Annotated in this window: 25 protein-coding genes; all 25 read right to left on the reverse strand. The window is 70.1% G+C overall.

From position 1 onward, the window contains the following. Positions 1-172 precede the first annotated feature (172 nt). Entirely contained in the window at positions 173-1,363 is a 1,191-nt protein-coding gene (locus VFR64_02690; GenBank protein ID HET9488654.1) for an MlaD family protein, read from the reverse strand. Positions 1,364-1,367: 4 nt separating this feature from the next. Continuing rightward, complete coding sequence (locus tag VFR64_02695) at positions 1,368-2,117, reverse strand: ATP-binding cassette domain-containing protein (GenBank protein ID HET9488655.1); 750 nt, start codon at positions 2,115-2,117, stop codon at positions 1,368-1,370. Further along, entirely contained in the window at positions 2,114-2,875 is a 762-nt protein-coding gene (locus VFR64_02700) for an ABC transporter permease (GenBank protein ID HET9488656.1), read from the reverse strand. The genes VFR64_02695 and VFR64_02700 overlap by 4 nt, the downstream gene beginning before the upstream one ends. Then, positions 2,875-3,366, reverse strand: coding sequence for a hypothetical protein (locus VFR64_02705; GenBank protein ID HET9488657.1), 492 nt, complete (start codon positions 3,364-3,366; stop codon positions 2,875-2,877). The genes VFR64_02700 and VFR64_02705 overlap by 1 nt, the downstream gene beginning before the upstream one ends. 28 nt (positions 3,367-3,394) lie before the next feature. Further along, positions 3,395-4,027 carry a bifunctional phosphoribosyl-AMP cyclohydrolase/phosphoribosyl-ATP diphosphatase HisIE gene (hisIE, locus tag VFR64_02710; GenBank protein HET9488658.1) on the reverse strand — a complete coding sequence of 211 codons (633 nt, stop codon included), beginning with the start codon at positions 4,025-4,027 and terminating at the stop codon, positions 3,395-3,397. After that, a complete protein-coding gene (gene hisF / locus VFR64_02715; GenBank protein HET9488659.1) occupies positions 4,024-4,797 on the reverse strand; it encodes an imidazole glycerol phosphate synthase subunit HisF in 774 nt (257 codons plus the stop codon). The genes hisIE and hisF overlap by 4 nt, the downstream gene beginning before the upstream one ends. A gap of 3 nt (positions 4,798-4,800) precedes the next feature. Next, complete coding sequence (locus VFR64_02720) at positions 4,801-5,613, reverse strand: HisA/HisF-related TIM barrel protein (GenBank protein ID HET9488660.1); 813 nt, start codon at positions 5,611-5,613, stop codon at positions 4,801-4,803. Next, complete coding sequence (hisH, locus tag VFR64_02725) at positions 5,613-6,227, reverse strand: imidazole glycerol phosphate synthase subunit HisH (protein HET9488661.1); 615 nt, start codon at positions 6,225-6,227, stop codon at positions 5,613-5,615. The genes VFR64_02720 and hisH overlap by 1 nt, the downstream gene beginning before the upstream one ends. Positions 6,228-6,267: 40 nt before the next feature. After that, positions 6,268-6,867: an imidazoleglycerol-phosphate dehydratase HisB gene (hisB, locus tag VFR64_02730; protein ID HET9488662.1), complete on the reverse strand. Its 600-nt coding sequence runs from the start codon at positions 6,865-6,867 to the stop codon at positions 6,268-6,270. Then, positions 6,864-8,171, reverse strand: coding sequence for a histidinol dehydrogenase (hisD, locus tag VFR64_02735; protein ID HET9488663.1), 1,308 nt, complete (start codon positions 8,169-8,171; stop codon positions 6,864-6,866). The genes hisB and hisD overlap by 4 nt, the downstream gene beginning before the upstream one ends. Further along, a complete protein-coding gene (gene hisG, locus VFR64_02740; protein ID HET9488664.1) occupies positions 8,168-8,833 on the reverse strand; it encodes an ATP phosphoribosyltransferase in 666 nt (221 codons plus the stop codon). The genes hisD and hisG overlap by 4 nt, the downstream gene beginning before the upstream one ends. Beyond that, on the reverse strand, positions 8,830-10,083 hold the full coding sequence (gene murA, locus VFR64_02745; GenBank protein ID HET9488665.1) for a UDP-N-acetylglucosamine 1-carboxyvinyltransferase: 1,254 nt from the start codon (positions 10,081-10,083) through the stop codon (positions 8,830-8,832). The genes hisG and murA overlap by 4 nt, the downstream gene beginning before the upstream one ends. Then, complete coding sequence (gene prmC / locus VFR64_02750; protein HET9488666.1) at positions 10,083-10,973, reverse strand: peptide chain release factor N(5)-glutamine methyltransferase; 891 nt, start codon at positions 10,971-10,973, stop codon at positions 10,083-10,085. Before prmC ends, murA begins: the two co-directional genes overlap by 1 nt. After that, on the reverse strand, positions 10,970-12,040 hold the full coding sequence (gene prfA / locus VFR64_02755; protein ID HET9488667.1) for a peptide chain release factor 1: 1,071 nt from the start codon (positions 12,038-12,040) through the stop codon (positions 10,970-10,972). The genes prmC and prfA overlap by 4 nt, the downstream gene beginning before the upstream one ends. A 41-nt stretch (positions 12,041-12,081) precedes the next feature. Next, positions 12,082-12,297 (reverse strand): 50S ribosomal protein L31, encoded by a 216-nt coding sequence (rpmE, locus tag VFR64_02760; GenBank protein ID HET9488668.1) that lies wholly within the window; start codon positions 12,295-12,297, stop codon positions 12,082-12,084. A gap of 74 nt (positions 12,298-12,371) precedes the next feature. Further along, entirely contained in the window at positions 12,372-13,625 is a 1,254-nt protein-coding gene (rho, locus tag VFR64_02765) for a transcription termination factor Rho (GenBank protein ID HET9488669.1), read from the reverse strand. Positions 13,626-13,836: 211 nt separating this feature from the next. Next, entirely contained in the window at positions 13,837-14,877 is a 1,041-nt protein-coding gene (locus VFR64_02770; GenBank protein HET9488670.1) for a peptidylprolyl isomerase, read from the reverse strand. Further along, positions 14,874-18,008: a transcription-repair coupling factor gene (mfd, locus tag VFR64_02775; protein HET9488671.1), complete on the reverse strand. Its 3,135-nt coding sequence runs from the start codon at positions 18,006-18,008 to the stop codon at positions 14,874-14,876. Before mfd ends, VFR64_02770 begins: the two co-directional genes overlap by 4 nt. A gap of 217 nt (positions 18,009-18,225) precedes the next feature. Then, a complete protein-coding gene (locus VFR64_02780) occupies positions 18,226-18,876 on the reverse strand; it encodes a redox-sensing transcriptional repressor Rex (GenBank protein ID HET9488672.1) in 651 nt (216 codons plus the stop codon). 53 nt (positions 18,877-18,929) lie between these two features. Further along, positions 18,930-19,232, reverse strand: a complete 303-nt coding sequence (gene atpE, locus VFR64_02785; protein ID HET9488673.1) for an ATP synthase F0 subunit C — start codon at positions 19,230-19,232, stop codon at positions 18,930-18,932. A 47-nt stretch (positions 19,233-19,279) separates the two neighbouring features. After that, positions 19,280-20,062 carry a F0F1 ATP synthase subunit A gene (gene atpB, locus VFR64_02790; GenBank protein ID HET9488674.1) on the reverse strand — a complete coding sequence of 261 codons (783 nt, stop codon included), beginning with the start codon at positions 20,060-20,062 and terminating at the stop codon, positions 19,280-19,282. Further along, positions 20,062-20,430 (reverse strand): ATP synthase subunit I, encoded by a 369-nt coding sequence (locus tag VFR64_02795; protein HET9488675.1) that lies wholly within the window; start codon positions 20,428-20,430, stop codon positions 20,062-20,064. Before VFR64_02795 ends, atpB begins: the two co-directional genes overlap by 1 nt. Beyond that, a complete protein-coding gene (locus tag VFR64_02800) occupies positions 20,423-20,656 on the reverse strand; it encodes an AtpZ/AtpI family protein (protein HET9488676.1) in 234 nt (77 codons plus the stop codon). The genes VFR64_02795 and VFR64_02800 overlap by 8 nt, the downstream gene beginning before the upstream one ends. Before the next feature lie 108 nt (positions 20,657-20,764). After that, a complete protein-coding gene (locus VFR64_02805; protein ID HET9488677.1) occupies positions 20,765-22,468 on the reverse strand; it encodes an iron ABC transporter permease in 1,704 nt (567 codons plus the stop codon). Next, the gene (locus tag VFR64_02810) at positions 22,461-23,525 is read right to left on the reverse strand and encodes an ABC transporter ATP-binding protein (protein ID HET9488678.1); all 1,065 of its coding nucleotides are present in this window, start codon (positions 23,523-23,525) and stop codon (positions 22,461-22,463) included. The genes VFR64_02805 and VFR64_02810 overlap by 8 nt, the downstream gene beginning before the upstream one ends. Positions 23,526-23,571: the final 46 nt, after the last annotated feature.

Raw genomic sequence — 23,571 nt, forward strand, 5'->3', positions numbered from 1 at the left:
AACGGCCGCGGCCGGCTCTGGGCCAGAGGCGGCCGCGCGCCGCCAGCCGTACGGGCGGCCCGCTCCTCGACCAGCGACATCAGCTCCCCCGTCGCCCGCTTGCAGTCCGGGCACGTGCCGGGCTTCGGGCTCGCGAAGCCGCACTGCTGGCAGCGCCAGACGCTCCGGTCCTTCATTCTTTGCGGTCGCGATCTCGGTCGAGCCCCCGGATCAGCGACCGGAGCAGGAAGCTGCGCTGAACGCCGTCCAGGATCGTGACCAGCCGGTCGTACACCGTGGGATCGGCGATGAGCGCGCCCAGGGTCCCCTCGCCCTGGTTCAGCTTGGTGGTGATGGCCTTGAGGTTCGCCGTGGCGGCTTTCAGATCGTCGAGCGCCAGGCGAAGGTCGTCCTTTCCCCCGGTGTCGCGGACCAGGCTCCCCAGGGTCCCGCGGCCCCCGGCGATCCGATCGGACACGTCCCGGAAGTTCCGGGCGACCACGCGCAGGTCCTCCAGCACACCGCGGTACTTGGGGTCGAACAGGAGGGCCGGCAAGAGGCCCTCCTCCCCCTGATCGGACATCCGCCCGATCCGTTCCATGGCCTGGACGAACTTGCGCGCCGCCTCCGTCGAGCGCGGCGAGGTGAGCACCCCGACCGCGCCCTCCCCGCGCTCCAGGCGGTTCAGCACGCTCTGGGTAGTCGCCAGCATCTCGTTCAGCCGGCGCAGGGCGTGGGGCTCCTCGTAGAGCAGGACGTGGGCCCAGCTCTGGCCCTTTTCCAGCTCGGTGCCGATGCGGGCGAACTGCTCGGTGGTTTTCCGCGCGGTGGCGGCTGCCGCCGCGACGTCCTCGACGATCTTCGCCTGCTTGAAGCTTTCCGCCGTCTCGCGCAGGCTCTCGGCCAGCGCCGCCACGTTCTTCACCGTCTGGGCCCCGCTGCTCATGACTTCGGCGATGTCGGCGGGGTCCCGGGCGGCCAGCGTCCCGCCCGGCGCGAGCGGGGGCACCCGGGCGGTGCCCACGGTGATCTCGACGATCTTGTCTCCGAGCAGCCCCTGCGTCTCGATGCGCGCCACGGAATCCTGCCGGATACGGTCGGCGAACTGTCGGGCGATGTCGAGCTCGACCCGCACCTTGCCGCCCGGCTGGGCCGGCAGATGGACCTCGGCCACCCGGCCGATCTGCACACCGGCCAGCCGCACCGTGGCGCCAGCGGCCAGCCCGGCGACCTCGGTGAACTCGGCGTGGATCGTGTAGCGGGGCTCGAAAAGCCGGGTCCGCGCGCCCAGGGCATAGATCATCCCCAGGAATACCGCGATGGCGATCATCACGAAGATCCCCACCCGGAGCTGCCGGGCCGTCTCGCCGCGCTCGGCGTTCACCGGCTCACCTCGCCTCGCCCGCCAGGAAGGCCTGCACGGCGGGATCGTCCGAGTCGAGCACGGCGTCCCGGGGCCCCACGGCGGCGAACTGCCCATGGATGAGCACGGCGACGCGGTCAGCTACCGTGCGCGTCAAGTCGAGGTCGTGCGTCACCACGATCGCAGTGTCGCATACCCCGGTCCTGACCTGCGAGATGAGCTCGGCGACGAGCCGCGAGTTCGTGGGATCGAGTCCCGCCGTCGGCTCGTCGAACAGCATGAGCTCCGGCTGATTCACCAGAGCCCGGGCGATGCCGACCCGCTTTCGCATTCCGCCGGAAAGCTCGGCGGGCAGCAGCGGGAGCACCGCGCCGTTGAGTCCCACCAGGGAGAGGAAGTACGCGACCCGCTCCCGGATCTCGGGCTCGCCAAGCCTGGTGTGCTCGCGCAGCGGGTAGGCGACGTTCTCGAACACCGACAGCGAGTCGAAGAGGGCCGCGTTCTGAAAGACGAAGCCGATCCGGCGGCGTATGGGGAGGAGCTGTTCTTCCGACAGCCGCTCGATGGCGCGGCCGAGCAGGCGGATCTGGCCGCGGTCGGGTCGGAGCAGGCCGGCGATGAGACGCAAGAGCACCGTCTTACCCGATCCGCTGCCGCCCATCACCACCAGCGTCTCCCCCCGCCGCGCCTCCAGTGACACGCCGGCCAGCACCAGCGTGCTGTCGAACGCCTTCCACACGTCGACGACCTCCGCCAGCGAAACGGCAGCGTTCACCAGAACAGGCTGAGGAACAGCTTGGTCAGGAAGAAGTCCGAGATGATGACCCCCATGGTGACCTGGACGACCGTGGCCGTCGTGGCCCGCCCCAGACCCTCGGTTCCGCCCTCGGTGGCCAGGCCGTTGTAGCAGCCGATGAGCGTGACGATGATCCCGAAGAAGACGCTCTTGCCGATCCCCATGAGGAAGTCCTTGGGGACGACCCAGTACGTCGTCGTGTTCCAGTAGGCGTAGGGGTCGCTGCCGCGCTCGAACATCATCATGGCCAACCCGCCGAGGACGCCCAGCGCGTCGGCCAGCACGGTGAGGAGGGGGAACACCACGAGGGCGGCCAGCATTCGGGGAACGATGAGCCGCTTGACGTAGTTGACGCCCAGGGTGCGCAGCGCGTCGATCTGCTCGGTCACCTTCATGGAGCCCAGCTCGGCGGTGATGCCCGAGGCCACCTTGCCCCCGACCAGGATGGCGGTGAGCACGGGCCCGAGTTCGCGCAGGAGGGCCAGGGCCGTCACCGGCCCCACGTAGTTCTCGGCCCCGAAGCGAGCCATGTTCGCCGCGCTCTGCAGCGCGAACACCATGCCGGTGAAGACGGCCGCCGTCAGGGCCACGCCGAGCGAGCGTATCCCCATGACCTCCATCTCGGCCACGACGTGCCGGGCGTAGGCGGGCGGCAGCGCCAGGTTGCGCAGCACGACGCCGGCGAGCAGCCCCAACCCGCCGTACCACATGGCGGCACGCCTCAGGTAGGTCTCCATCACCGCTCCAACGTGAAGCTGGCCACGAACTCCCCGAAATCGCGGTACCACTCGGCGAAGACGTCCACGGGAGCCGCATAGGCGAGGTCGTACACGCAGCGGGTATCGCTCACCGTCACCGTTTCGATGCGAACGTGGCCGGCGTCGTCGCCGCCCGCCTCCACCACGGCGCGGGTCCCGGGCCGACCGGCGACCAGAACGGCCTCCTCCTCGATGAGGCGCCGGTCCGGCAGGCCCAAGAGCAGCTGCCGCTGCAGGACGCTGGCCGAACGCCGCGCGACCTGGGCTTCGCAGGTCGCATTCGCCAGCATCCCGGCCTGCCCGTTCCGCGGCCTCAGCTCGAGGTCGGCCCGGCTGCCGTCGACCACAGTCCATTCCGGTCCGGGAATGCGCACGCGATAGCCCTTGTCGGAATGGTAGACGCCTTGCTCCATCCGGCGCCCGGCGCAGCCGGTCCCCAGCAGCGCACCCAGGAGGCTGACCGTCACCATCCCGGCGCTGAAAACGCGCACCCGATGTTCAGGCGCTCGGCGTCGCGCGAGCCTGATGGCGCCGGGCCAGCTCCTCCAGCACGTCGCGCAGCCGAAGCCCCCGGGCCCCCAGGAGCACCAGCGTGTGAAACCATAGGTCGGCGACCTCCTCGATCACCCGCCGATCGCCCTCGCCGCCCAGAGCCGCCGTGATCACCTCGCTCGCCTCTTCGCCGATCTTCCGGGCGATCGTCGGCTCGCCTTTGGCCAACAGCCCGTTCACGTACGAGCCGGCCCGCGGGGCTGACTTGCGGCTCTCCACGATCCGCTCCAGCCGCTCCAGCATGTTGGCGGCCACGGCATCGCCCCGCACGGCGGTGAAGAAGCAGGTGCGGTTGCCGGTGTGACAGGCCTGGCCGTCCTGGTGCACCTGAACGAGCAGCGTGTCGCCGTCGCAGTCAGCGTAGAGGGCGCGGACGTGCTGCGCGTGGCCCGATGTTTCGCCTTTGCGCCACAGCTGCTGGCGGGAGCGCGACCAGAAGTGGGTGAGACCGGTGGCCAGGGTCGCTTCCAGGGCGGCCAGATTCATCCAGGCGACCATGAGCACCTCGCCGGTCTCCGCCTCCTGGACCACCGCCGGGATGAGCCCGTGCTCGTCGAACTTCAAGTTTCCCAGGCTCACGGCTCCAGCCGCACCTCCACACCGAGCTCGCGGAGGTGCCGCTTGGCCTCGGCGACGGTGTGGATCCCGAAGTGAAAGATCGACGCCGCCAGCACGGCGTCCGCGCGCCCCTCGACCAGCCCTTCGTACAGGTGCTCCAGCGAGCCGGCTCCGCCCGACGCGATCACCGGCACCTCCACCGCCTCGGCCACCGCCCGTGTGAGCTCGAGGTCGTAGCCGTCCTTGGTGCCGTCCCGGTCCATGCTCGTCAACAGGATCTCGCCGGCGCCGAGCTCGGCCGCCGTGCGCGCCCACTCGACCGCGTCGCGTCCGGCCGGCCGGCGGCCGCCGTGCGTGTACACCGCCCACCGCGGCGCGCCGGCCCCCGGGACCCGGCGCGCATCGACGGCGACCACGATGCACTGGCTGCCGAACCGCTCGGCGGCCTCCCTGATGAGGGCGGGGCGCTGCAGGGCCGCGGTGTTGAGCGACACCTTGTCGGCGCCGGCCCGCAGCAGGGCCCGCACGTCGCCGATCCCGCGGATGCCGCCGCCGACCGTCAGCGGCATGTAGATCCCCTCGGCCGTGCGGCCGACGACGTCGAGCATGATCTGCCGGTGCTCGTGGGAGGCCGTGATGTCCAGGAAGACCAGCTCGTCGGCACCCTGGGCGTCATAGGCCAGCGCGGCCTCCACCGGGTCGCCGGCGTCGCGGAGGTCGACGAAGCGCACGCCCTTGACGACGCGGCCGTCCTTGACGTCCAGGCAAGGGATGACGCGCTTGGCCAGCATGGGTTACTCAGAGGGGGGCTTCGCCCCCCTTGAGTCGGAGGGGGCCTTGACGGCCGCCTCCGAAGCCTCCCCCAGGATTCGGATTGCGCGGGCAGAGCCCGCGCACGAATTCAATGCGTGCAGTGCTGCGGGAAGATCGATGAGCCCGGTGTACAGGGCGCGGCCGACGATGGCACCCTCGACGCCGGGGATGGCGGCGAGAGCCAGGAGGTCGTCGAGGTTGGAGACGCCGCCCGACGCGAGAACCGGCATCCCGGTGGCGTCGGCCAGCGCCGCCGTGGCCGTCACGTTCGGGCCTTGCCCCGTCCCGTCCCGGCTCACGTCCGTGTAGAGCAGGGCCGCCGCGCCGGCCGTCCGGGCCCGGCGACCGAGCTCGATGACGGTGATCTCGGCAACCTCGGTCCAGCCCTTCACCGCTACCCGGGAATCGCGCCCGTCGACGGCGACGATGATGCGCCCCGGATGCTCCTGACACATGGTGGTCAGGAACGTGGGATCGAGGGCCCTGGTCCCCAGGACCACCCATCGGGCCCCGGCCTGGAACGCCGCCGCCACGGCGTCGGCATCCCGGAGGCCTCCGCCGACCGCAACCGGCACCGGCACCGCTTTGATGACCCGGGCGACCACGTCCGACTGCCTGGGTCGGCCCAGAGCCCCGTCCAGGTCGACGACGTGCAGGCGCTCGGAGCCGAGATCCACCCAGCGGCGGGCCATGGCCGCGGGATCCTCGGAGAATACGGTTTCCTGGTCGGCCCGGCCCTCGCGCAGGCGCACGCAGAGCCCTCCCCGGATGTCGACAGCCGGAATGACGGTCATCAGCCGCCTTTCACGACCGCGGCGAAATTCTCCAGCAGGCGCAGCCCCCAGCGCTGGCTCTTCTCCGGGTGGAACTGCGTCGCGAAGAACCGGCCGCGCTCCAGGGCTGCGGCGAAGCGCACGCCGTACTCGCACCAGGCGACCCGTACGGCGGTTCCCTCGGCGACGACCGGGTAAAACGAGTGCACGAAGTAAAAGTGGGCCCCCACGGGGATGCCCGCGAAGAGTCGGAGGTCGGCGTCGTAGTAGACACGGTTCCAGCCCATGTGCGGGATCTTCCGGCCGGGCGGGAAGCGCCGGACCACGCCGGGCACGATGTCGAGCCCACGGCCCTGGCCGAACTCCTCGCTGCTCGAGAAGAGCAGCTGATAGCCCAGGCAGATGCCGAGGAAGGGCCGCCGCCCGTCCAGGGCGCGCATCAACGGGGCCCGCAGCCCCAGCTGCTCCAGGTTCGTCATGGCGTCGTGGAACGCCCCGTCGCCGGGCAGCACGACAGCGTCGGCCTCGTCGACCACCCGGGGGTCCTGGGTGATCGTGGCCGGCACCCCGACCCTCAAGAACGCCTTCTCCACCGAGCCCAGGTTGCCGCGACCGTAGTCGATGACCGCGATCACAGGCTCGCCTCGCCTTCGGCTGCGGCTCGCACTACCACGATCACAACCGCCCCTTGGTCGAAGGCACGGCGTCGGCGATGCGAGGGTTGATCCGGCTGGCCTCGGCCAGCGCCCGGCCCACCGCCTTGAACACAGCCTCCGTGATGTGGTGGAGGTTGTGGCCGTAATGCATCGTCACGTGCAACGTGATCTCGGCGTTGAAGGCGAAGGCCCGGAAAAACTCCTGGAGCATGTCGAGGTCGAAGTTGGCCACCCGGGTGCGGGCCACCGGCACGTTGAACACGAGGAACGGCCGGCCGGAGATGTCGACGGCGGCCGACACCAGAGCCTCGTCCATGGGCACGAACGCGGTGCCGTACCGGACGATCCCCCGCTTGTCGCCGGAGGCCTCGCGCAGGGCCTGGCCCAGAACGATGCCGACGTCCTCTACCGTGTGGTGGATGTCTACCTCGACGTCCCCGCTGGCCTCCACCGTCAGGTCCATGAGTCCGTGCTTGGCCCAGGCCTCCAGCATGTGGCTGAAAAAGGGGATCGGCGTGCCCACCTTGGCGGCGCCGGTGCCGTCGAGGTTCAGGCTGATCGCCACGTCGGTCTCCTTCGTCTTGCGTTCCACGCGGGCCTGGCGCACCGCTCGGCTCATCGGCTCTCTCCTCCGGCCCGGACGTCGGCGGCCCGCCGGTGGCCGCCCAGGCCTTCGATGTCCGCCAGGGCGCGCAGATGTGGAAGGGCGGCCTGCAGGCCCGCGCTCGAGTACTCGATGACGCTCGACCGCTTGACGAAGTCCTCCACCCCGAGCGGCGAGGAGAAACGGGCGGTGCCTGCCGTGGGCAGGACGTGACTGGGGCCGGCGACGTAGTCGCCGACGACCTCCGGCGTCCGGCCGCCCACGAAGATGGCGCCGGCGTGGCGCACGCGCGGCAACAGCGCTTGCGGGACGCGCACCAGCAGCTCCAGGTGCTCGGGCGCCAGCAGGTTGGCCAGATCCGCCGCCTCTTCGAGCGTGCTGACCAGGACGAGGGCGCCGTGCCCCTGCAGGGCTGGGCCAGCGATCTCCTTGCGGGCGAGGCGTTCGAGCTGGGCGGCGAGCGCCCCCACGACGCGGGGCGCCAGGTCGGCAGCATCGGTCACGAGCACGGCCCGGGCCATGGGGTCGTGCTCGGCCTGGGCCAACAGGTCGGCGGCGATCCACTCGGGATCGGCATACGCGTCGGCGATCACGAGCACCTCGCTGGGTCCCGCGACCATGTCGATGCCTACGTCTCCGTACACCCTGGCCTTGGCCAGGGCCACGTAGACGTTGCCGGGTCCCACCACTTTGTCGACCTTCCGGATGGTCCTCGTGCCGTAGGCGAGCGCCGCGATGGCCTGAGCCCCTCCCACCCGCCAGGCCTCGGTGACCCCGGCGACGCGCGCGGCGGCCAGCACGGTGGGGTCCACGTTCCCGGCACGCCCGGGCGGGCTGACCAGGACGATCTCGGGCACGCCGGCGACGCGGGCAGGCACGGCCGTCATCAGCACCGTCGATGGATAGGCGGCGCGACCGCCGGGCACGTAGATCCCCACCCGGTCCAGCGCCCTGACCTCCTGGCCCAGAATCGAGCCGTGCTCGTCGGTGATCCGCCAGGTCTTGGGCAGGGCCGCCGCGTGGTAGCGCTCGATGCGCTCGGCGGCATACAGGAGCGCGGCGCGCACGGACGGCTCGAGGGCCCGCTCGGCGGCCTCCAGCTCCTCCGGCGGAATGGCCAGCGCCGCCGCCGTGGACACGGCCAGCCCGTCGAACCGCGCGGTGAGCTCCAGGAGCGCCGCGTCGCCGCGCTCGCGAACGGCGCACAGGATGTCGTCGACCGCCCGGGGGATGGCCGGATCGACGGCCGCCGGCGGCCGCGCCAGCTCGCGCGCCACGGCGGCCAGGCCCAGACGGCGGGCGTCGAGCGTGCGAATCATCGTCGGGAGCCCCGAGTGGCCGGCGGGGCCGCCGCACGCCCGCGCAGCTCGTCGAGAAGCTCGGTGACGGCCGCGTACTCCGTCTTCATCGACGCCCGGTTGACGATCACCCGGGCGGTGGAGCGCGCGATCTCGGCCACTTCGACGAGCCCGTTGGCCCGCAGCGTTTCCCCGGACTGCACGAGATCGACGATGCGCTCGGCCAGTCCCACGAGGGGAGCGAGCTCGATCGACCCGTCCAGGCGCACGATCTCCACCTGCACGCCATGCTCCGAGAAGTACCGCTCGGTCATCCTCGGGTACTTGGTGGCGACGCGAACCCACGACCATTTGGCGGGATCGTCGCGCTCCCACAGCTCGCGCGGCTCGGCCACCACCAGCCGACAGAAGCCGAAGCCAAGGTCGAGCGGCTCGTAGACGTCGGGCTCCTGCTCGAGCAGGATGTCCTTGCCGACGATGCCGAGGTCGGCGGCGCCGTAGGTGACATAGGCCGGAATGTCGGCCGGCTTGAGGAAGAGCAGCCGGAGGCCCCGGCGCGGGTCGCTGAAGATCAGCCGTCGCGACTCGGCGTCGATGCCATCCACGCCCAGCTCGCGCAGGAGCGCCAGCGCCCCGTCCAGCAGCCGCCCCTTGGGCAGGGCCAGGGTGAGTCGCTCCTTCACGGCCAGCGCTCGATGCGGGCGCCCAGCCCGCGCAGCTTCACCTCCAGCCGCTCGTAGCCGCGGTCCAGGTGATAGACGCGGGAGACCTCGGTCCGCCCGCCGGCGGCCAGCCCGGCCAGGACCAGGGCGGCCGAGGCCCGCAGGTCGGACGCCATCACCGGGGCGCCCTGGTAGGAGGGCACGCCCCGGATGATGGCCGTGGAGCCTTCCGTCTCGATCCGGGCGCCCATGCGCACCAGCTCGGCGGCGTGCATGAAGCGGTTCTCGAAGATCGTCTCGGTGATGCGAGACTGCCCGTCGGCCAGGCCCAGCAAGGTCATCAGCTGAGCCTGCATGTCAGTGGGGAAGCCCGGGAACGGGCTGGTGGTGATATCGGCCGGGCGCGGCCGCTCGGGGCCGCGCACGCGGATGCGGTCCGCCCCGATCTCGAGGGTCACGCCGCACTCCTCCAGCTTGGCCAGCACGGCGGTGATGTGATCGGGAACCAGCCCGGACACCAGCACGTCCCCGGCGGTGACGGCGGCCGCGACGAGCAACGTCCCCGCTTCGACGCGATCGGGAATGATCGAGTGCAATGCGCCGCCCAGGTCCGACACGCCCTCGATCTCGATGCGGGGAGTTCCCGCCCCGTCGATGTGCGCCCCCATGGCCTGGAGCAGGCGCGCGAGATCGACCACCTCCGGTTCCCGGGCGGCATTCTCGATGACCGTCGTGCCCTGGGCCAGGGTGGCCGCCATCATGAGGTTCTCGGTGCCCGTGACCGTCACCAGATCGGTGGCGATGCGCCCCCCCTTGAGCCGGCTGGCCCGCGCCACCACGTAGCCGTTCTCGATGGCGATCTCGGCCCCGAGCTTGGCCAGCCCCTTGAGGTGCTGGTCGATGGGACGCACCCCGATGGCGCACCCCCCGGGCAGGGCGACGCGGGCGGAGCCGTGACGGGCCACCAGGGGGCCCAGGACGAGCACGGAGGCGCGCATCGTGGAGACCAGGTCGTAGGCGGCGACGTCGCTGCTGACGTGCGGGACCCGGACACGGGCCCGGGACCCCAGCCGATCCACGGAGGCCCCCAGCGTCTGCAGCAGGCGCACCATGGTGTGGACGTCCTGGAGATCGGGGACGTTGGGAAAGGTGAGCGGTTCCGCGGTGAGCAGCCCGGCCGCCAGGGCCGGCAGCGCGGCATTCTTCGCGGCGCTGACGGAGACCGAGCCTCTCAGCGGGATACCTCCCTCGATCGCCAGTCGGGCCGGCATCAGGACACCCGGAGGGGGGCTTCGGACCATACGGAACGGGCGGAGATGAAGCGGGCGACGCCGGCGAGGTCGCGGTGAACCGCGGCATCGACCAGGCCGGCGTCCTCCGCCAGCCGCCGCACCGTCTCGGCCTGGTCGCCTCCGGCCGACTCGACCACGAGCCCGCCTCCCGGGCGAAGGACGCGCCTGGCCTCCAGGAGCAGCCCGGCCAGAACCACGAGGCCGTCGTCGCCACCGTCCAGCGCCATTCGCGGGTCGTGATCCCGGACTTCGGGCGCCAGGCCGGCGAGCAGACCCGTGGGCAGGTACGGCGGGTTGGAGACGATCAGATCGGCCACCCCAGGCCCCACTGCCGCCAGCACGTCGACGGCGGCCGGCAGGACCCGGCTCAGGCCCAGCCCGCGGGCGTTGTCGCGGGCGACCCGCAGGGCGGCCACCGCCGTGTCGGTGGCGACCACCAGCACGTCTCCGCGCTCGGCGGCGATGGCGGCGGCGACGCATCCCGAGCCGGTGCCGACGTCGACGACGACCGGGCGCCGGCCGGCCCGGGGCGGCGGCAGCAGACCCAGGGCGAGGTCGACCAGGACTTCGGTCTCCGGCCGGGGGACCAGGACGTCGGGACTCAGGCGCAGGCACAGCCCGCGGAAACTCTCCCAGCCCAGGATGCGCTGCAGCGGCTCACGGCGCCGGCGCCGCTCGACCGCCGCCTCGTACCGCGCGAGCAGGCCGGCGTCGGGCTGCTGACTCAGGAGCAGCCCGAGGTCGCCACGGCGAGCGCCGAGCAGGCCGGCCAGCAGCCATTCGGCGTCCGCGCGTGGCGTGTCGACCCCCGCAGCGGCCAGCCGCGTCGCCGCCGTGTGCAGCACCTGCGCCACCGTCGCGCCGGTCACGACGACACCCGCTCCAGCCGCTCGGCATGCTCGGCCGCCGCCAGCGCGTCGATGAGCTCGTCGAGGTCGCCCTCCAGCACGGCGCCCAGCCGATGCAAGGTCAGCCCGATCCGGTGGTCGGTGACACGGGCCTGGGGAAAGTTGTAGGTCCGGATCCGCTCGCTGCGCTCACCGGTGCCCACCTGGCTGCGCCGGTCGGCGGCGATCGCCGCCTGCTGCTCCTGCTGCGCGCGCTCCAGCAGACGGGCCTTGAGGACGCGCAGGGCCTTCGCCCGGTTCTTGATCTGCGACCGCTCATCCTGGCAGGTCACCACCAGCCCGGTGGGCAGGTGGGTGATGCGGACGGCCGAGTCGGTGGTGTTGACTCCCTGGCCGCCGGGCCCCGAGGAGCGATAGACGTCGACCTTCAGATCCTTCTCGTCGATCTTCACCTCGACATCCTCGGCCTCCAGCAGGACCGCCACCGTCACCGTGGAGGTGTGGATCCGCCCGGCCGACTCCGTGACCGGCACGCGTTGCACCCGGTGGACGCCACGCTCGTACTTGAGCCGGCTCCAGGCGCCCCGCCCCTGGACGAAGAGGATGATCTCCTTGAGTCCTCCGACACCGGTCGGGCTCGAATCCATCACCTCGACCTTCCAGCGCAGGCGCTCGGCGTACTTCGTGTACATCCGCGCCAGATCGGCGGCGAAGAGCGCGGCTTCGTCGCCGCCGGCGCCGGCCCGGATCTCGAGGAAGACGTTCTTGGCGTCGTTGGGGTCCCGGGGGACGAGGAGCCGCGTCAGCTCGCCCTCCAGGTCGGCCTGCTGGCGGCTCAGCTCCTCGATCTCGGCCTGGGCCAGGGCCTGGAGCTCGCGGTCGCTGTCCTCGGCGAGCAGGTGGCGGGCCTCGCCCAGGCGGCGCAGGATCTCGCGATACCGCTGAAAATGCTCGACGATCTCGGCGGTCTCGGCGTGTTCCTTCCGCAGACGGGCCAACTCGGTGGGATTACCGTAGAGACGGGGGTCGGCGAGCGCGCGGGACAACTCCTCCGAGCGCTCCTCGATCTGACGAAGCTTGTCAAACAGCATCGTGGCTCACCCGGCCCGACGCCGGCTCGGCCGAGCGCTCAGCTGGTCGGCGCAGCCTGTCGCTTGTACTTGCGCTGGAAGCGCTCGACCCGGCCCGCGGTGTCCACGATCTTCTGTTTGCCGGTATAGAAAGGATGGCACTTGGAGCAGATCTCCACGCGGATGTCGGCCCTGGTGGAGCGGGTGTGAATGACCTCCCCGCAGGCGCACGTGATCGTGGTCTCGACGTACTCCGGATGAATGCCAGCCTTCACGGCCTACCTCCTTAGAACGCCCAAGCATACCACCCCCCTGGCGGATCACCAAAGCCGGGTGGCGGCCGGCGGGCCTACCCCATCGTATGCATCGAGCTGAGGAACTCCTTGTTGGTGCGGGTCAGCTTGAGCTTGTCCAGCAGGAGCTCCATCGCCTCCACGGGGTTGAGCTGGGAGAGGGCCTTGCGGAGCAGCCAGACCTTCTGCAACTCGTCCTTCTCCAGCAACAGCTCTTCCTTGCGGGTCCCGGACTGCTCGATGTTGATGGTCGGGAAGATCCGCTTGTCCATCAGGCGGCGGTCGAGATGCACCTCCATGTTGCCGGTGCCCTTGAACTCCTCGAAGATGACGTCGTCCATGCGGCTGCCGGTATCCACGATGGCGGTCGCCATGATGGTGAGGGAGCCACCCTCCTCGATGTTGCGGGCGGTCGCGAAGAAGCGCCGCGGGCGCTGCAGGGCGTTGGCGTCGAGACCCCCCGACAGCACCTTGCCCGAGGAGGGAATGATGGCGTTGTGGGCCCGGGCGAAGCGCGTCAGCGAGTCCAGCAGGATCACGACGTCGCGCTTGTGCTCGACCAGTCGCTTGGCCTTTTCGATGACCATGTCGGCCACCTGGATGTGGCGCTGGGGCGGCTCGTCGAACGTCGAGGAGATGACCTCCCCCTTCACGGTGCGCTGCATGTCGGTCACTTCTTCGGGCCGCTCGTCGATGAGCAGCACGATGAGGTAGACCTCCGGGTGATTCTTGGCGATGGCGTGAGCGATCGACTGCAGCATCATGGTCTTGCCGGTCCGGGGAGCGGCCACGATGAGGCCGCGCTGCCCCTTGCCGATCGGCGTCAATAGATCCATCACCCGGGTGGTCAGATTCTCGGCGTCGTGCTCCAGCCGCAGCCGCTCCATGGGGTAGAGCGGCGTGAGGTTGTCGAAGAAGATCTTGTCCCGGCTCTGCTCGGGGGATTCGAAATTGATGGCCTCGACCTTGAGCAGGGCGAAATACCGTTCGGAATCCTTGGGCGGACGCACCTGGCCGGAGACCGTATCGCCGGTGCGCAGATCGAAGCGGCGGATCTGTGACGGGGAGACGTAGATGTCGTCCGGGCCGGGCAGGTAATTGTAGTCGGGCGCGCGGAGAAACCCGAAGCCGTCGGGCAGGACTTCCAGGACCCCTTCGGCATAGATCAGGCCGTCCTTCTCGGCCTGCGCCTGCAGGATCTTGAAGATCAGCTCCTGCTTCCTCAGGCCGCCCGTGTTCTGGACGTTCATCTCACGGGCGATCGTGCTCAGGTCGGCGATGGTCTTCTCCTTCAGCTCGGACAGGTTCAGGCCATTGCCGCTCTGGGCTGTCTCGGTCGTCGAATTCCCCTGGACTCTATCTCGGCGGGCGCTCATCAAACGGCTCCGGGGACGGCGTTGACCGCCGCCATGGCGTTAAGTGGTTGAACGGGACGCAGGTTTCTGCAGGGCTGGATGGTAATTCCCACATGATCCTCGCACCACTGCGTCAAAGTGTCAACGAATTTCTTGCTCGACGTGTTCACATCCGGACCTCCACGATCGCCCGTTGCTTCACCTCCTTGAGCCACTCCTCGAGCCTGGCCTCGTACTTCTGCCGGAACAGGATCTCCCGGGCCTGCTGCCGGATGCGCTGAAGGGCCTCCCCTTCCAGGGTCTGCTTGCTCTCCAGGCGGAAGAGGTGATAGCCCAGGGCGGAGCGGTACGGGGCGGAGTCTTGACCCTCGCCCAGCGCGAGGATCCGCGCTTCGATCTCCGCCGCCAGCTCCCCGCGCTTGAGGGTGCCCAGGTCCCCGCCATCCCTGGCGCTGGCATCGCGCGAATGCTGCCGGGCCAGCTCCGCGAAGTCCGCCCCGGCGGCCAGCTGCTCGCGGATCATCTCCGCTCGGATGCGGGCCGCCTCCCAGGCGGCCTCGGAGGCGTCGGCCGGGGTGATCAGGATGTGCCGGGCATGATACGGGAGACCCGTCTCCAGCTTGGCCCGATTGTCGGCCAGATACCGGTCGATCTCCTGTTCGGTCACCGAGATCCGGAGGGTCACCTTGCGGCGGATCACCTTGGCGATGCGCACAGTTTCGCGCACGCGCTTGCGGACGGCGTCGAGGCTCAGCCCCTGCTCCCTGACCAGGGTCTCGATCTGGGCCTGGTTCGTGGCCCCGAACCGCTTCATCCGCTCGGACAGCTCTTCGTCCACCTCGCTGTCATCGACGAAGATCTTCTCCCGGTCGGCTTCCTGCAGCTGCAGTCGCGTCTCGATGAGCCGGGTCAGGAACTGGCGGGCGAGCTCTTCGTCGGAGCCCGTCACCCGGCCGCGGTTCTCCTGGCGGTAGGACATCACGGTCTCCTGGACCTCGCCCAGCGTGATCGCGTCGTTGTTCACCACGGCCACGATGCGATCGGTCACGTCGGACGCCTCGGCGCTCCGGGGCGCCGCCGGCTCCGGCGCCTTCGGCGGGGCGACCGCCGCGGGTGGTGGGGCCGGCTCCGGGGCCGCGGTGGTGCTGGCGGTCCCGCAACCACTCAGCAGGAGCGCGGCCACGGCCAGCGCGAGAAGGGCCGTCATGCGCGAGCGAGCTCCCCGAGCAGGGCCAACAGCGAGTCCCGGACGGCCGGCCAGCCCCCGCGGTCGATGACGGCCTCCAGCGTGAACTCCCGCTTCATCTGTAGCCGTCCCCGGCTGCGCTGGATGACCCCCACGAGGCGCTCCGGGTCGAGCCGGGTGGACGGGGCGAACGTGACGAGCGCCCGGCCCTCACCGGCCTCGATGCGCTCCACGTGCAAGCCCCGGGCGGCGACCCGGATCCGGACGATGTCGAGCAGCTGCTCGGCCGGCGGCGGCAGGGGGCCGAAGCGGTCGGCCAGCTCGGCGGCGAGGTCGCCCACTTCCTCCTCGGTGTGAGCGCCAGCAAGACGCTTGTAGAGTGCCAGCCGCTGGTTGACCTCGGAGACATAGTCCTCTGGTAAGAAGCCTTCGACGTTCACGCTCACGACCGGCTCGACGGTCGCGGCAGTCGGTTCGCCTTTCAATTCTCGCACGGCTTCCGCCAGGAGCTTCGAATAAAGATCGAAGCCCACGGCGGCGATGTGCCCGTGCTGCTGGGCTCCCAGCAGATTGCCGGCGCCGCGGATCTCCAGGTCGCGCAGGGCCAGCTTGAAGCCCGAGCCCAGGTCGGTGAGCTCCTGGAGCACCCGGAGCCGCCGCTGGGCCTGCTCGTCGACCCGGCCGTCGGCGGGGATGAGCAGGTAGCAGAAGGCCTGCTGGCGCTCGCGGCCGACCCGCCCGCGGAGCTGGTAGAGCTGGGCCAGCCCGAAACGATCGGCCCGGTTCACGATGATGGTGTTGGAGGCGGGGATGTCGAGGCCCGACTCGATGATGGCGGTCGAGACGAGCACATCGGCCTGACCGCTGACGTACTTCACCATGGCTGCTTCCAGCTCCCGCTCCCGCATCTGGCCGTGGGCCATCACCAGCCGCGCGTCGGGCACGAGCTCGCTCAGCAAGCGTGCCATCGAGGGCAGGGACTGGACCCGGTTGTGCACGAAGAAGACCTGGCCACCGCGCCGCAGCTCCCGCTCCACCGCCTCCCGGATCACCGCCTTGTCGAAGCGGCGAATCATGGTCTCCACGGGCAGGCGGTCCAGCGGTGGCGTCTCGATCACCGACATGTCCCGGGCGCCCGAGAGGGACATGTAGAGGGTGCGGGGAATGGGCGTGGCCGTGAGGGCGAGCACGTCCACCGCCGCCCGGAATTGCTTCAGGCGTTCCTTGTGGGCCACGCCGAACCGGTGCTCCTCGTCGACGATGAGCAGTCCCAGACGCTTGAAGGCGACATCCCCGGACAGGAGGCGATGGGTCCCGATGACGACGTCGACGGTGCCGGCCCGAAGCCCCTCCACCACGGCCTTCTGCTCGGCCGGAGACCGGAAGCGCGACAGCAGCTCGACCCGCGCCGGGAAGGCGGTGAAGCGCTCGGCGAAGGTCGCCCAGTGTTGCTGGGCCAGGACCGTGGTGGGGACGAGCACCGCCACCTGCATACCGTCCGCCACCGCCTTGAAGGCGGCGCGCAGCGCCACCTCCGTCTTACCGTACCCGACGTCGCCCGCGACCAGACGATCCATGGGACGGTTCGATTCCATGTCCTGCTTGACGTCGGCGATAGCCCGCAGCTGGTCGGCCGTTTCCTCGAAGCGGAAGGCCGCCTCGAACTCCCGCTGCCAGGCCGTATCGCCGGCGAACCCATGGCCCTCCGCCACGGCGCGGCGGGCGTAGAGCCTCAGCAGCTCTTCCGCCATCTCGCGGAGCGCGGCCCGCACCGATTCTTTGACGCGCTGCCAGGAGGCGCCGCCCAGCCGGTCCAGACGGGCGGCGGTCGCGTCACCGCCGAGGTACTTGGAGATGAGATCCAGCCGCTCCACCGGGAGGTAGAGCTGGTTGCCGTCCGCGTACTCCAGGAGCAGATAGTCGCCATCGCGATCGCCTACGTGCATGGTGCGCAGGCCGAGGTAGCGTCCGATCCCGTGGTCGTCGTGAACGACCAGGTCGCCGACGGCGAGATCGGTGAAGGCGGTGATGGGGGATCCCCGCTGGTATCGGGGCCGCCGGAGCGTGCGGCGCCGGGCGCCGAACATCTCCGCCTCGGTGAGCACGATGAGCCCCAGGGCAGGGATGGCGAAGCCGCTGGAGCACTCGCCCACGACGACGGCCAGGCCGTCCGCCGTCCCCAACCCCGCCGCGTCCGCGGCCTCCAGCCCGTGCTCGCGGAGGATCTGGCGCAGGTGCTCGGCCTGGTGGCCATCGGCGGCGACCAGTCGCACCCGGAAGCCCTCGCGCCGCCACCCGCGGATCTCCTCGGCAAGCTGAGCGAACCGCCCCGAGTAGCGGCCGACGCTCTCGGTCTCCAGCGTGAACCCGGGTGGGCCGGAGGCGCCGGGCACCAGCTCCAGCTCGACGCGCTGCCGCGGGGCCAGCCGCTCCCCGAGCGGCGGCTGATCCGGAGTCTCCGCGGCGACCTCGTCGAGCACCCGAGGGCTATCGATGACGACGGCGGCGGTCGCCGGCAGGTAGGCGATCAGATCGGCCGGGTCGGGGGCGGAGCCGTCGGCGGCGCCCTCGAGCGGCAGCACGACCAGCTCGTCGAGGGCTGCGTGCGAGCGCTGGGACGTCGGGTCGAACAGCCGGATCGACTCTATCTCGTCCCCGAAGAACTCCAGGCGGGCCGGGGCCGGATGCGTCGGGGCGAAGACGTCCACGATGCCGCCCCGCAGGCTCCACTGCCCCACCTCGACCACCGTGTCGACCCGCTCGTACCCGGCGGAGGCCAGGGCCTCCAGGAGCAGCTCACGATCGAGGCTGTCGCCGACCGACAAGCGCAGTGTGGCGGCGCTGAAGGCGCCGGGGGCGGGCAAGGGCACCGCGAAAGCGGCCGCAGTGGCGACGACGACCAGAGGCTCGCCGGAAAGCAGCCGCCGGCAGATGAGCGCCCGCTCGGCATCGGCTTCCCGCTGGCGGCCCCCACGCCAAAGGCGGGGTTCGCGCTCGGGAAATTCCACGGCCGGGGCGCCGAAGAACCTCAGGTCTTGAGCCCACGAGCGAGCCTCGGGCAGCGAGGCGGCCAGTACCAGGGCCGCGCGCGGGGTAGCCTGCAGCAGCTCGGTCACCACCAGCGGCCGGACGGCCCCGGTGAGGCCGGCCACGCGTAGGCAAGGGTGTCCCGCGGCAAAGGCTTTCGCCAGAGCTTCGAAGGACGGCCACTGTTCAAGCATGTTGTTGGACAGGGCATGGGCACCCGGGCTGTCGCCCGCCCATGCCCCGCCGGAATCACCGGCGGCTGTTGATCGCTCGCCCGATCAGAGTCCCGACGACCGTGCTGATCGTCCGCTGGGCGTCCTTTTACTACGCTACCGCACTACGCTACCGCGAACCGCGGGCCAGGTAAAACGACAGCGTCTCCAGCTCGATGGAGAGATCCACGTCCTTGAGACGGACGTCCCGCGGCACCCGGATCCGGGTCGGCGCGAAGTTGAGCACAGCTTTGATCCCGGCCGTCACCAGCTGATCGGCCACGGCTTGCGCGGTCTCGGCCGGCACCGCGACGATCCCGATCTGGATGGAGCGGGCCCGCACCTCCCGAGCGAGGTCGCGGGCCGGGAAGACCGGGACGCCGCTGACCTCCCGGTGATACTTGGCCGGGTCGTCGTCGAACACGGCCACGATGCGGAAGCCCTGACGGCTGAACCCACGGTAGTGGAAGAGGGCCGAGCCGAGATTGCCCAGGCCCACCAGGGCCACCGGCCACTCCCGGTCCAGGCCCAGAATCCGCTGCAGCTCGGCTTTCAACCCGGAGACGTAGTAGCCGATGCCCCGGACGCCGAACTCGCCAAAGTAGGCCAGGTCTTTACGGACCTGCGCGGAGTTCAGGTTGAAGCGCTCGGCCAGGTCCTGGGACGAGATCGTCTTGACGCCGTCCTCCTCGAGCTGGAGCAGGCAACGCGTGTAGACGGACAGGCGGCGGATCGTCATCTCGGGAATCTTGGGCGGCCGGTAGGCTGAGCGCCGGGGCATGGGCTAGCGCGTCGGGGCGGGCGCGCTACTCCGCGCCCGCCCGCTCGGGCTCTCTACCTGATCGGCTGAACGAACAACAGGATGATGGCGATGACCAGCGTGTAGATGGCCAGCGACTCGATCAGGGCCAGACCGATGATCATCGCGGTCTGAATGCGCGCCGCCGCGCCTGGCTGACGGGCCATGGCTTCGACAGCCGACGCAATCGCGCGCCCCTGCCCCAGGCCGCAGAGGCCGGCGGCGAACGCCATGCCGAGCCCGGCGGCCAGGACCGCGAACGGCCCGACCCAGCCGCCGCCTTCTCCGCCGGCGGGCGCCTGGGCCATCGCCAGGCCGGGGATCGCGAGTACTGCCATGCCTGCGACAACCAGTGAACGTCGCACGAACTGACCCTCCTTGTGGCTTAGGGGTGCTCCGCGTGATGCTCGGCGTGCTCGGTGGCGCCGGCGATATACAGCATGGTCAGCATGACGAAGATGAATGCCTGCAGGAACGACACCAGGATCTTGAGCGGGAACAGGAAGCCGACGGTGAAGACGATCATGACCAGGCTGCCCAGCCCGCCCACGACCACCGCCGCGGCGCCGCCCGACAGGGCCCAACCCAGCAGCCCGTCCAGCCCCATGAGGAAGAAGATGATCGCGAGGAGAATGTGACCGCCCGTCATATTGCCGAAGAGACGGAGCGACAGCGACAGGGGCCGGGCCAGATGGCTGATGATCTCGATGGGGATCATCAGCAGCTTGATGGGCGCCATTCCCAGCGACCAGGGCATCGGTCCGGTGAAGTGGTTCAGGTAGGTCAGCAGCCCTTGCGTCCGGATCCCGATGTAATGGTAGGCGACGAAGACGATGAGCGCGCAGGCGGCCGTGGTGTTGAGGTTCGCGGTCGGCCCGGCCAGGCCCGGCACGAGTGAGATCAGATTGCCGGTCAGGATGAAGAGTCCCAGGGTCGCGATGAGGGGCAGGTACTGGCGCCCGGCTGGACCGATGACGTCGTCGATCATGCCCTGGAACTGCTCCAGCACCACCTCCATGAAGTTCTGCAGGCCGCGGGGGACGAGCGCCACCCGCCGGGAGGCGGTGAACGCGACCACCGCGAGCACGAGCATCACCAGCCACGTGTACGTCACGTGGTCCGGGATGGGGGCCAGCCGGAGGATCGGAGGGTGTTCGATCGCTCCCATCACACGACCTCGGCGCGGCCGGCGGCGCGCAGGCCCAGGACGATGACCGTGCCGGGCACGATCGCCAGCCCCACCAGGAACCCGACCGGGTGCACCATTCCCGAGGCCAGGAGGACGACGAGCCCGGCCAGCAGGACGAGGAAGCGCACGCCGGCGGTGGCGGCCCAGACGACCCGGCGGGACGCCGCGCCGGGACCGGCCACGATGCCGGCGTGGTGCACGAGCCACCAGAAGTTCACACCGGTCAGCACGCCGGCTGACGCTATTCCCAGCCCGGCCTCGACACCGACCAGCCCGTACGCGAGGCCGGCCAGCACCGCGGTCGTGATCGCGCTGGCCCACATCACGCGCGCTCTCAGCTCACGCATCGTCCTTGAGGTTCCGCTCCGCGCTCTTGACCGAGCGAAAGAGGGTGACGAAGCCCGCAGCGATTCCCAGCCCCAGTCCCACGAGTGTCAACCACGGGCTTGTGCCCAGCCACCGGTCGGCGTAGTAGCCGGTGCCCAGGCCGATCACGGTCGCCAGCACCAGAGCCACGCCGATCGAGGCCAGCTCGCCGACGGACTTCCAGGCCGGCTCGGGCCCCGACGCCATGTGAAGAAGGACACTAGCACATCGGCACCAGATGGACAAGACGAGGCAAGCTACTGATTCCGTGTCGATTTCCGACATCGGACACACGCGGGTACCGTACAACCGCCCTCAACCGAACATGCCCCCCATGCGCGCGCCGGCGATGCGGTTGATGAGCACCAGCGTCACGGCCGCCACCACGATCAGAATGACGCCCAGCGCGGCGGCCTCGTTGGCGCTTCCGGCGATGTAGAAGGAGAAGATACCGACCGTCATCGTTTCCCAACCGCCCAGCGAGAGGAAGAGCACGGCGGAGGCCTCCTGCAGCGACGTCATGAAGGAGAACAGGGAGCCGACCAGGACCCCGCGCCAGATGAGGGGCAGCGTGATGTCCCGGAACGTGCGCACGCCCCCCGCGCCCACGCTGGCCGCCGCTTCCTCCATCGAACGATGCACCAGCAACAGCGAGGCGTACGAGCCGCGCACGGTGTACGGCAACCGCCGGACCGCGAGAATGAGGGGCAGGATGATCCAGTAGCTGGTGAGACCGCGCTCGAGACCGGGCAACGGGACGTGGAACGCCCGGATGTAGGCGATGCCGATGGCCGTCCCAGGAATGGCCAGGATCAGGGTGTTCAGGCCGTCTAGCATGTCGCGCCCGGGCACCCGGGTTCGAGCCAGTAGCCAGGCGATGGGCACGCCCACCGCGATGCACAGGGCTACGGCCAGGCCGGCGTAGAGAAACGTGTTCACGATGTACTTCGGTGTCTCCACGATGACCCGCTCGAAGTACTGCAGCGTGTACTGCTCCGGGAACGGCGTGAGCGACCAGCCCCGGCCGACGGAGGCCAGGACCACGCCGAGGTAGGGAATGAACGAGGCCAGCATCACCAGCGACAAGAACAACACCACCGCCGCCTGTCCGGCACCCGACAACCGGCGGCGGGCCACGCGGGAGTACGCCAGCGACGAGTAGTCTTTGATGGCGACGTAGCGCCGGGCCGCGACGAGGAACACCACGGCCAGCACGACCATGAGGGCCGAGATCACGATGCCCATCCGGAAGAGGCGCCGGTCCACGAACTGCACGATGTTGAGATAGGCCTGCGCGGCCAGCAGGTCGTGGACGCCCAGCACGAGCGGGGTGGCGAAATCCGAGAACGTCCAGATGAAGACGAGCAGAGCCCCGGCCACGTACCCCGGCGTCGTCAGCGGCAGCGTGATCGTGCGCAGCTTGCGCCAGCCACGGGCGCCGACGCTCTCGGCCGCCTCTTCCAGCGCAGGATCGATCTTGGCCAGGGCGTCGACGACGTTGAGCGTGATCATGGGGAACAGGTGCAAGGCCTCCACCAGCATCACGCCATGGAGGCCATAGATGAAGTTGAACGGGCGGGCGACCCCCAGCCAGTCCATCAGGAGCACGTTCACGGTGCCGGCCCGGCCCAGGATGAAGGTGACGCCGAGCACTCCCACCAGGGGCGGCGAGATGATGGGGATCAGCGTCAGATAGCTGAACAGGCTGCGGCCGACGAAATCGTAGCGGACGAGCAGAAACGCGATCGTGACGCCCAGGGCCGAGGTGGCGGCCACCGTTCCCACGCCCAGCAGCAGCGAGTTGACGAGCGAGCGCCGGTAGAATGCGTCGCCGGCGAACTCCACGAAATGGCCGACGGTCAGGCGGCCGGCCTCGTCCGTAAAGGCATCCCAGAAGATCCGCAGCAACGGATAGACCAGGAACAGCAGCAAGAAGAGCCAGATGGCGGCGACGCCGAGGGCGGGCGCGAGGGCCACGCGCCCGCCCGGCCGCGCGGCGGCGGCGACGCCGTCAGTCATCGGCCAGCGTCAAGGCCGTCGAGGACGGAAAGGACAGCGTGACCGGCGCGCCGGGCGCCAGCACTTCGTGGTGCCAGGGGTCGCGCACGTCGACCTTGAGGAGCGGGCCCGCCGTGGTCTCTACGTCGTAGCGGAGGGTGCTGCCCAGATAGGAGGCGAGCACGACGCGACCCGGACAGGCATTCTCGGGCCCCGGGTGCAGGGCGATGTTCTCGGGGCGCACCGCCAGCACGCAGCGCTGGCCCGGCCCCACTGTGCCGCCCGGGCGTCCGCGCAGCGCCCCGAGCGTCGTCTCCACGACGACCCGGCCGTCCGCCACCTCCCGGCAGATGCCGGCGATGAAGTTGTTCACCCCCACGAAATCCGCCACGAAGCGTGTGCCCGGCCGCTCGTAGAGCTCTTTGGGGGCCGCGATCTGTAGGATTACGCCCTGCCGCATGACGGCCACGCGATCCGACAGCGATAGCGCTTCCTCCTGGTCGTGGGTGACGTACACCGTAGTGATCCCGAGCTCGCGCTGCAGACGCCGGATCTCGGTGCGCACGTGCATGCGGATCTTGGCGTCCAGGTTGGAAAGCGGTTCGTCGAGGAGGAGAATTTCGGGGTTGAGCACGAGCGCGCGGGCCAGGGCCACCCTCTGCTGCTGACCTCCCGACAGCTGGCCCGGATAGCGGGCCTCCAGCCCCACCAGGTTGACCTTGCTCAAGACGTCGGCCAGGCGGCGCTCGATCTCGGCGTCAGGCCGCCGGCGCAGCCGGAGCCCGTAGGTGATGTTCGCGCGCACCGTCATGTGGGGCCACAGGGCGTAGTTCTGGAAGACCATCCCGATGTTGCGGGCGTGCGCCGGCATGCCGTCCACCCGCCGAGGGCCGAACCAGATCTCGCCGCTGTCGGGCGTGTAGAACCCGGCGATCAGCCGCAAGAGCGTGGTCTTGCCGCAGCCCGAGGGTCCGAGCAGCGTGAACAGCTCGCCGTCGGCGACATCGACGGTGGCACCGTCCACGGCGACGACGCCGGCAAACCGCTTGACGACGCCGCGCAGCGAGATGGCGCTCACGGCGGTCCGGGGCTCACCCGCTCAGGGCTTCTTCCACACCGCCTCG

It is taken from the genome of Candidatus Methylomirabilota bacterium (assembly GCA_035709005.1).
Taxonomy (GTDB): domain Bacteria; phylum Methylomirabilota; class Methylomirabilia; order Rokubacteriales; family CSP1-6; genus 40CM-4-69-5.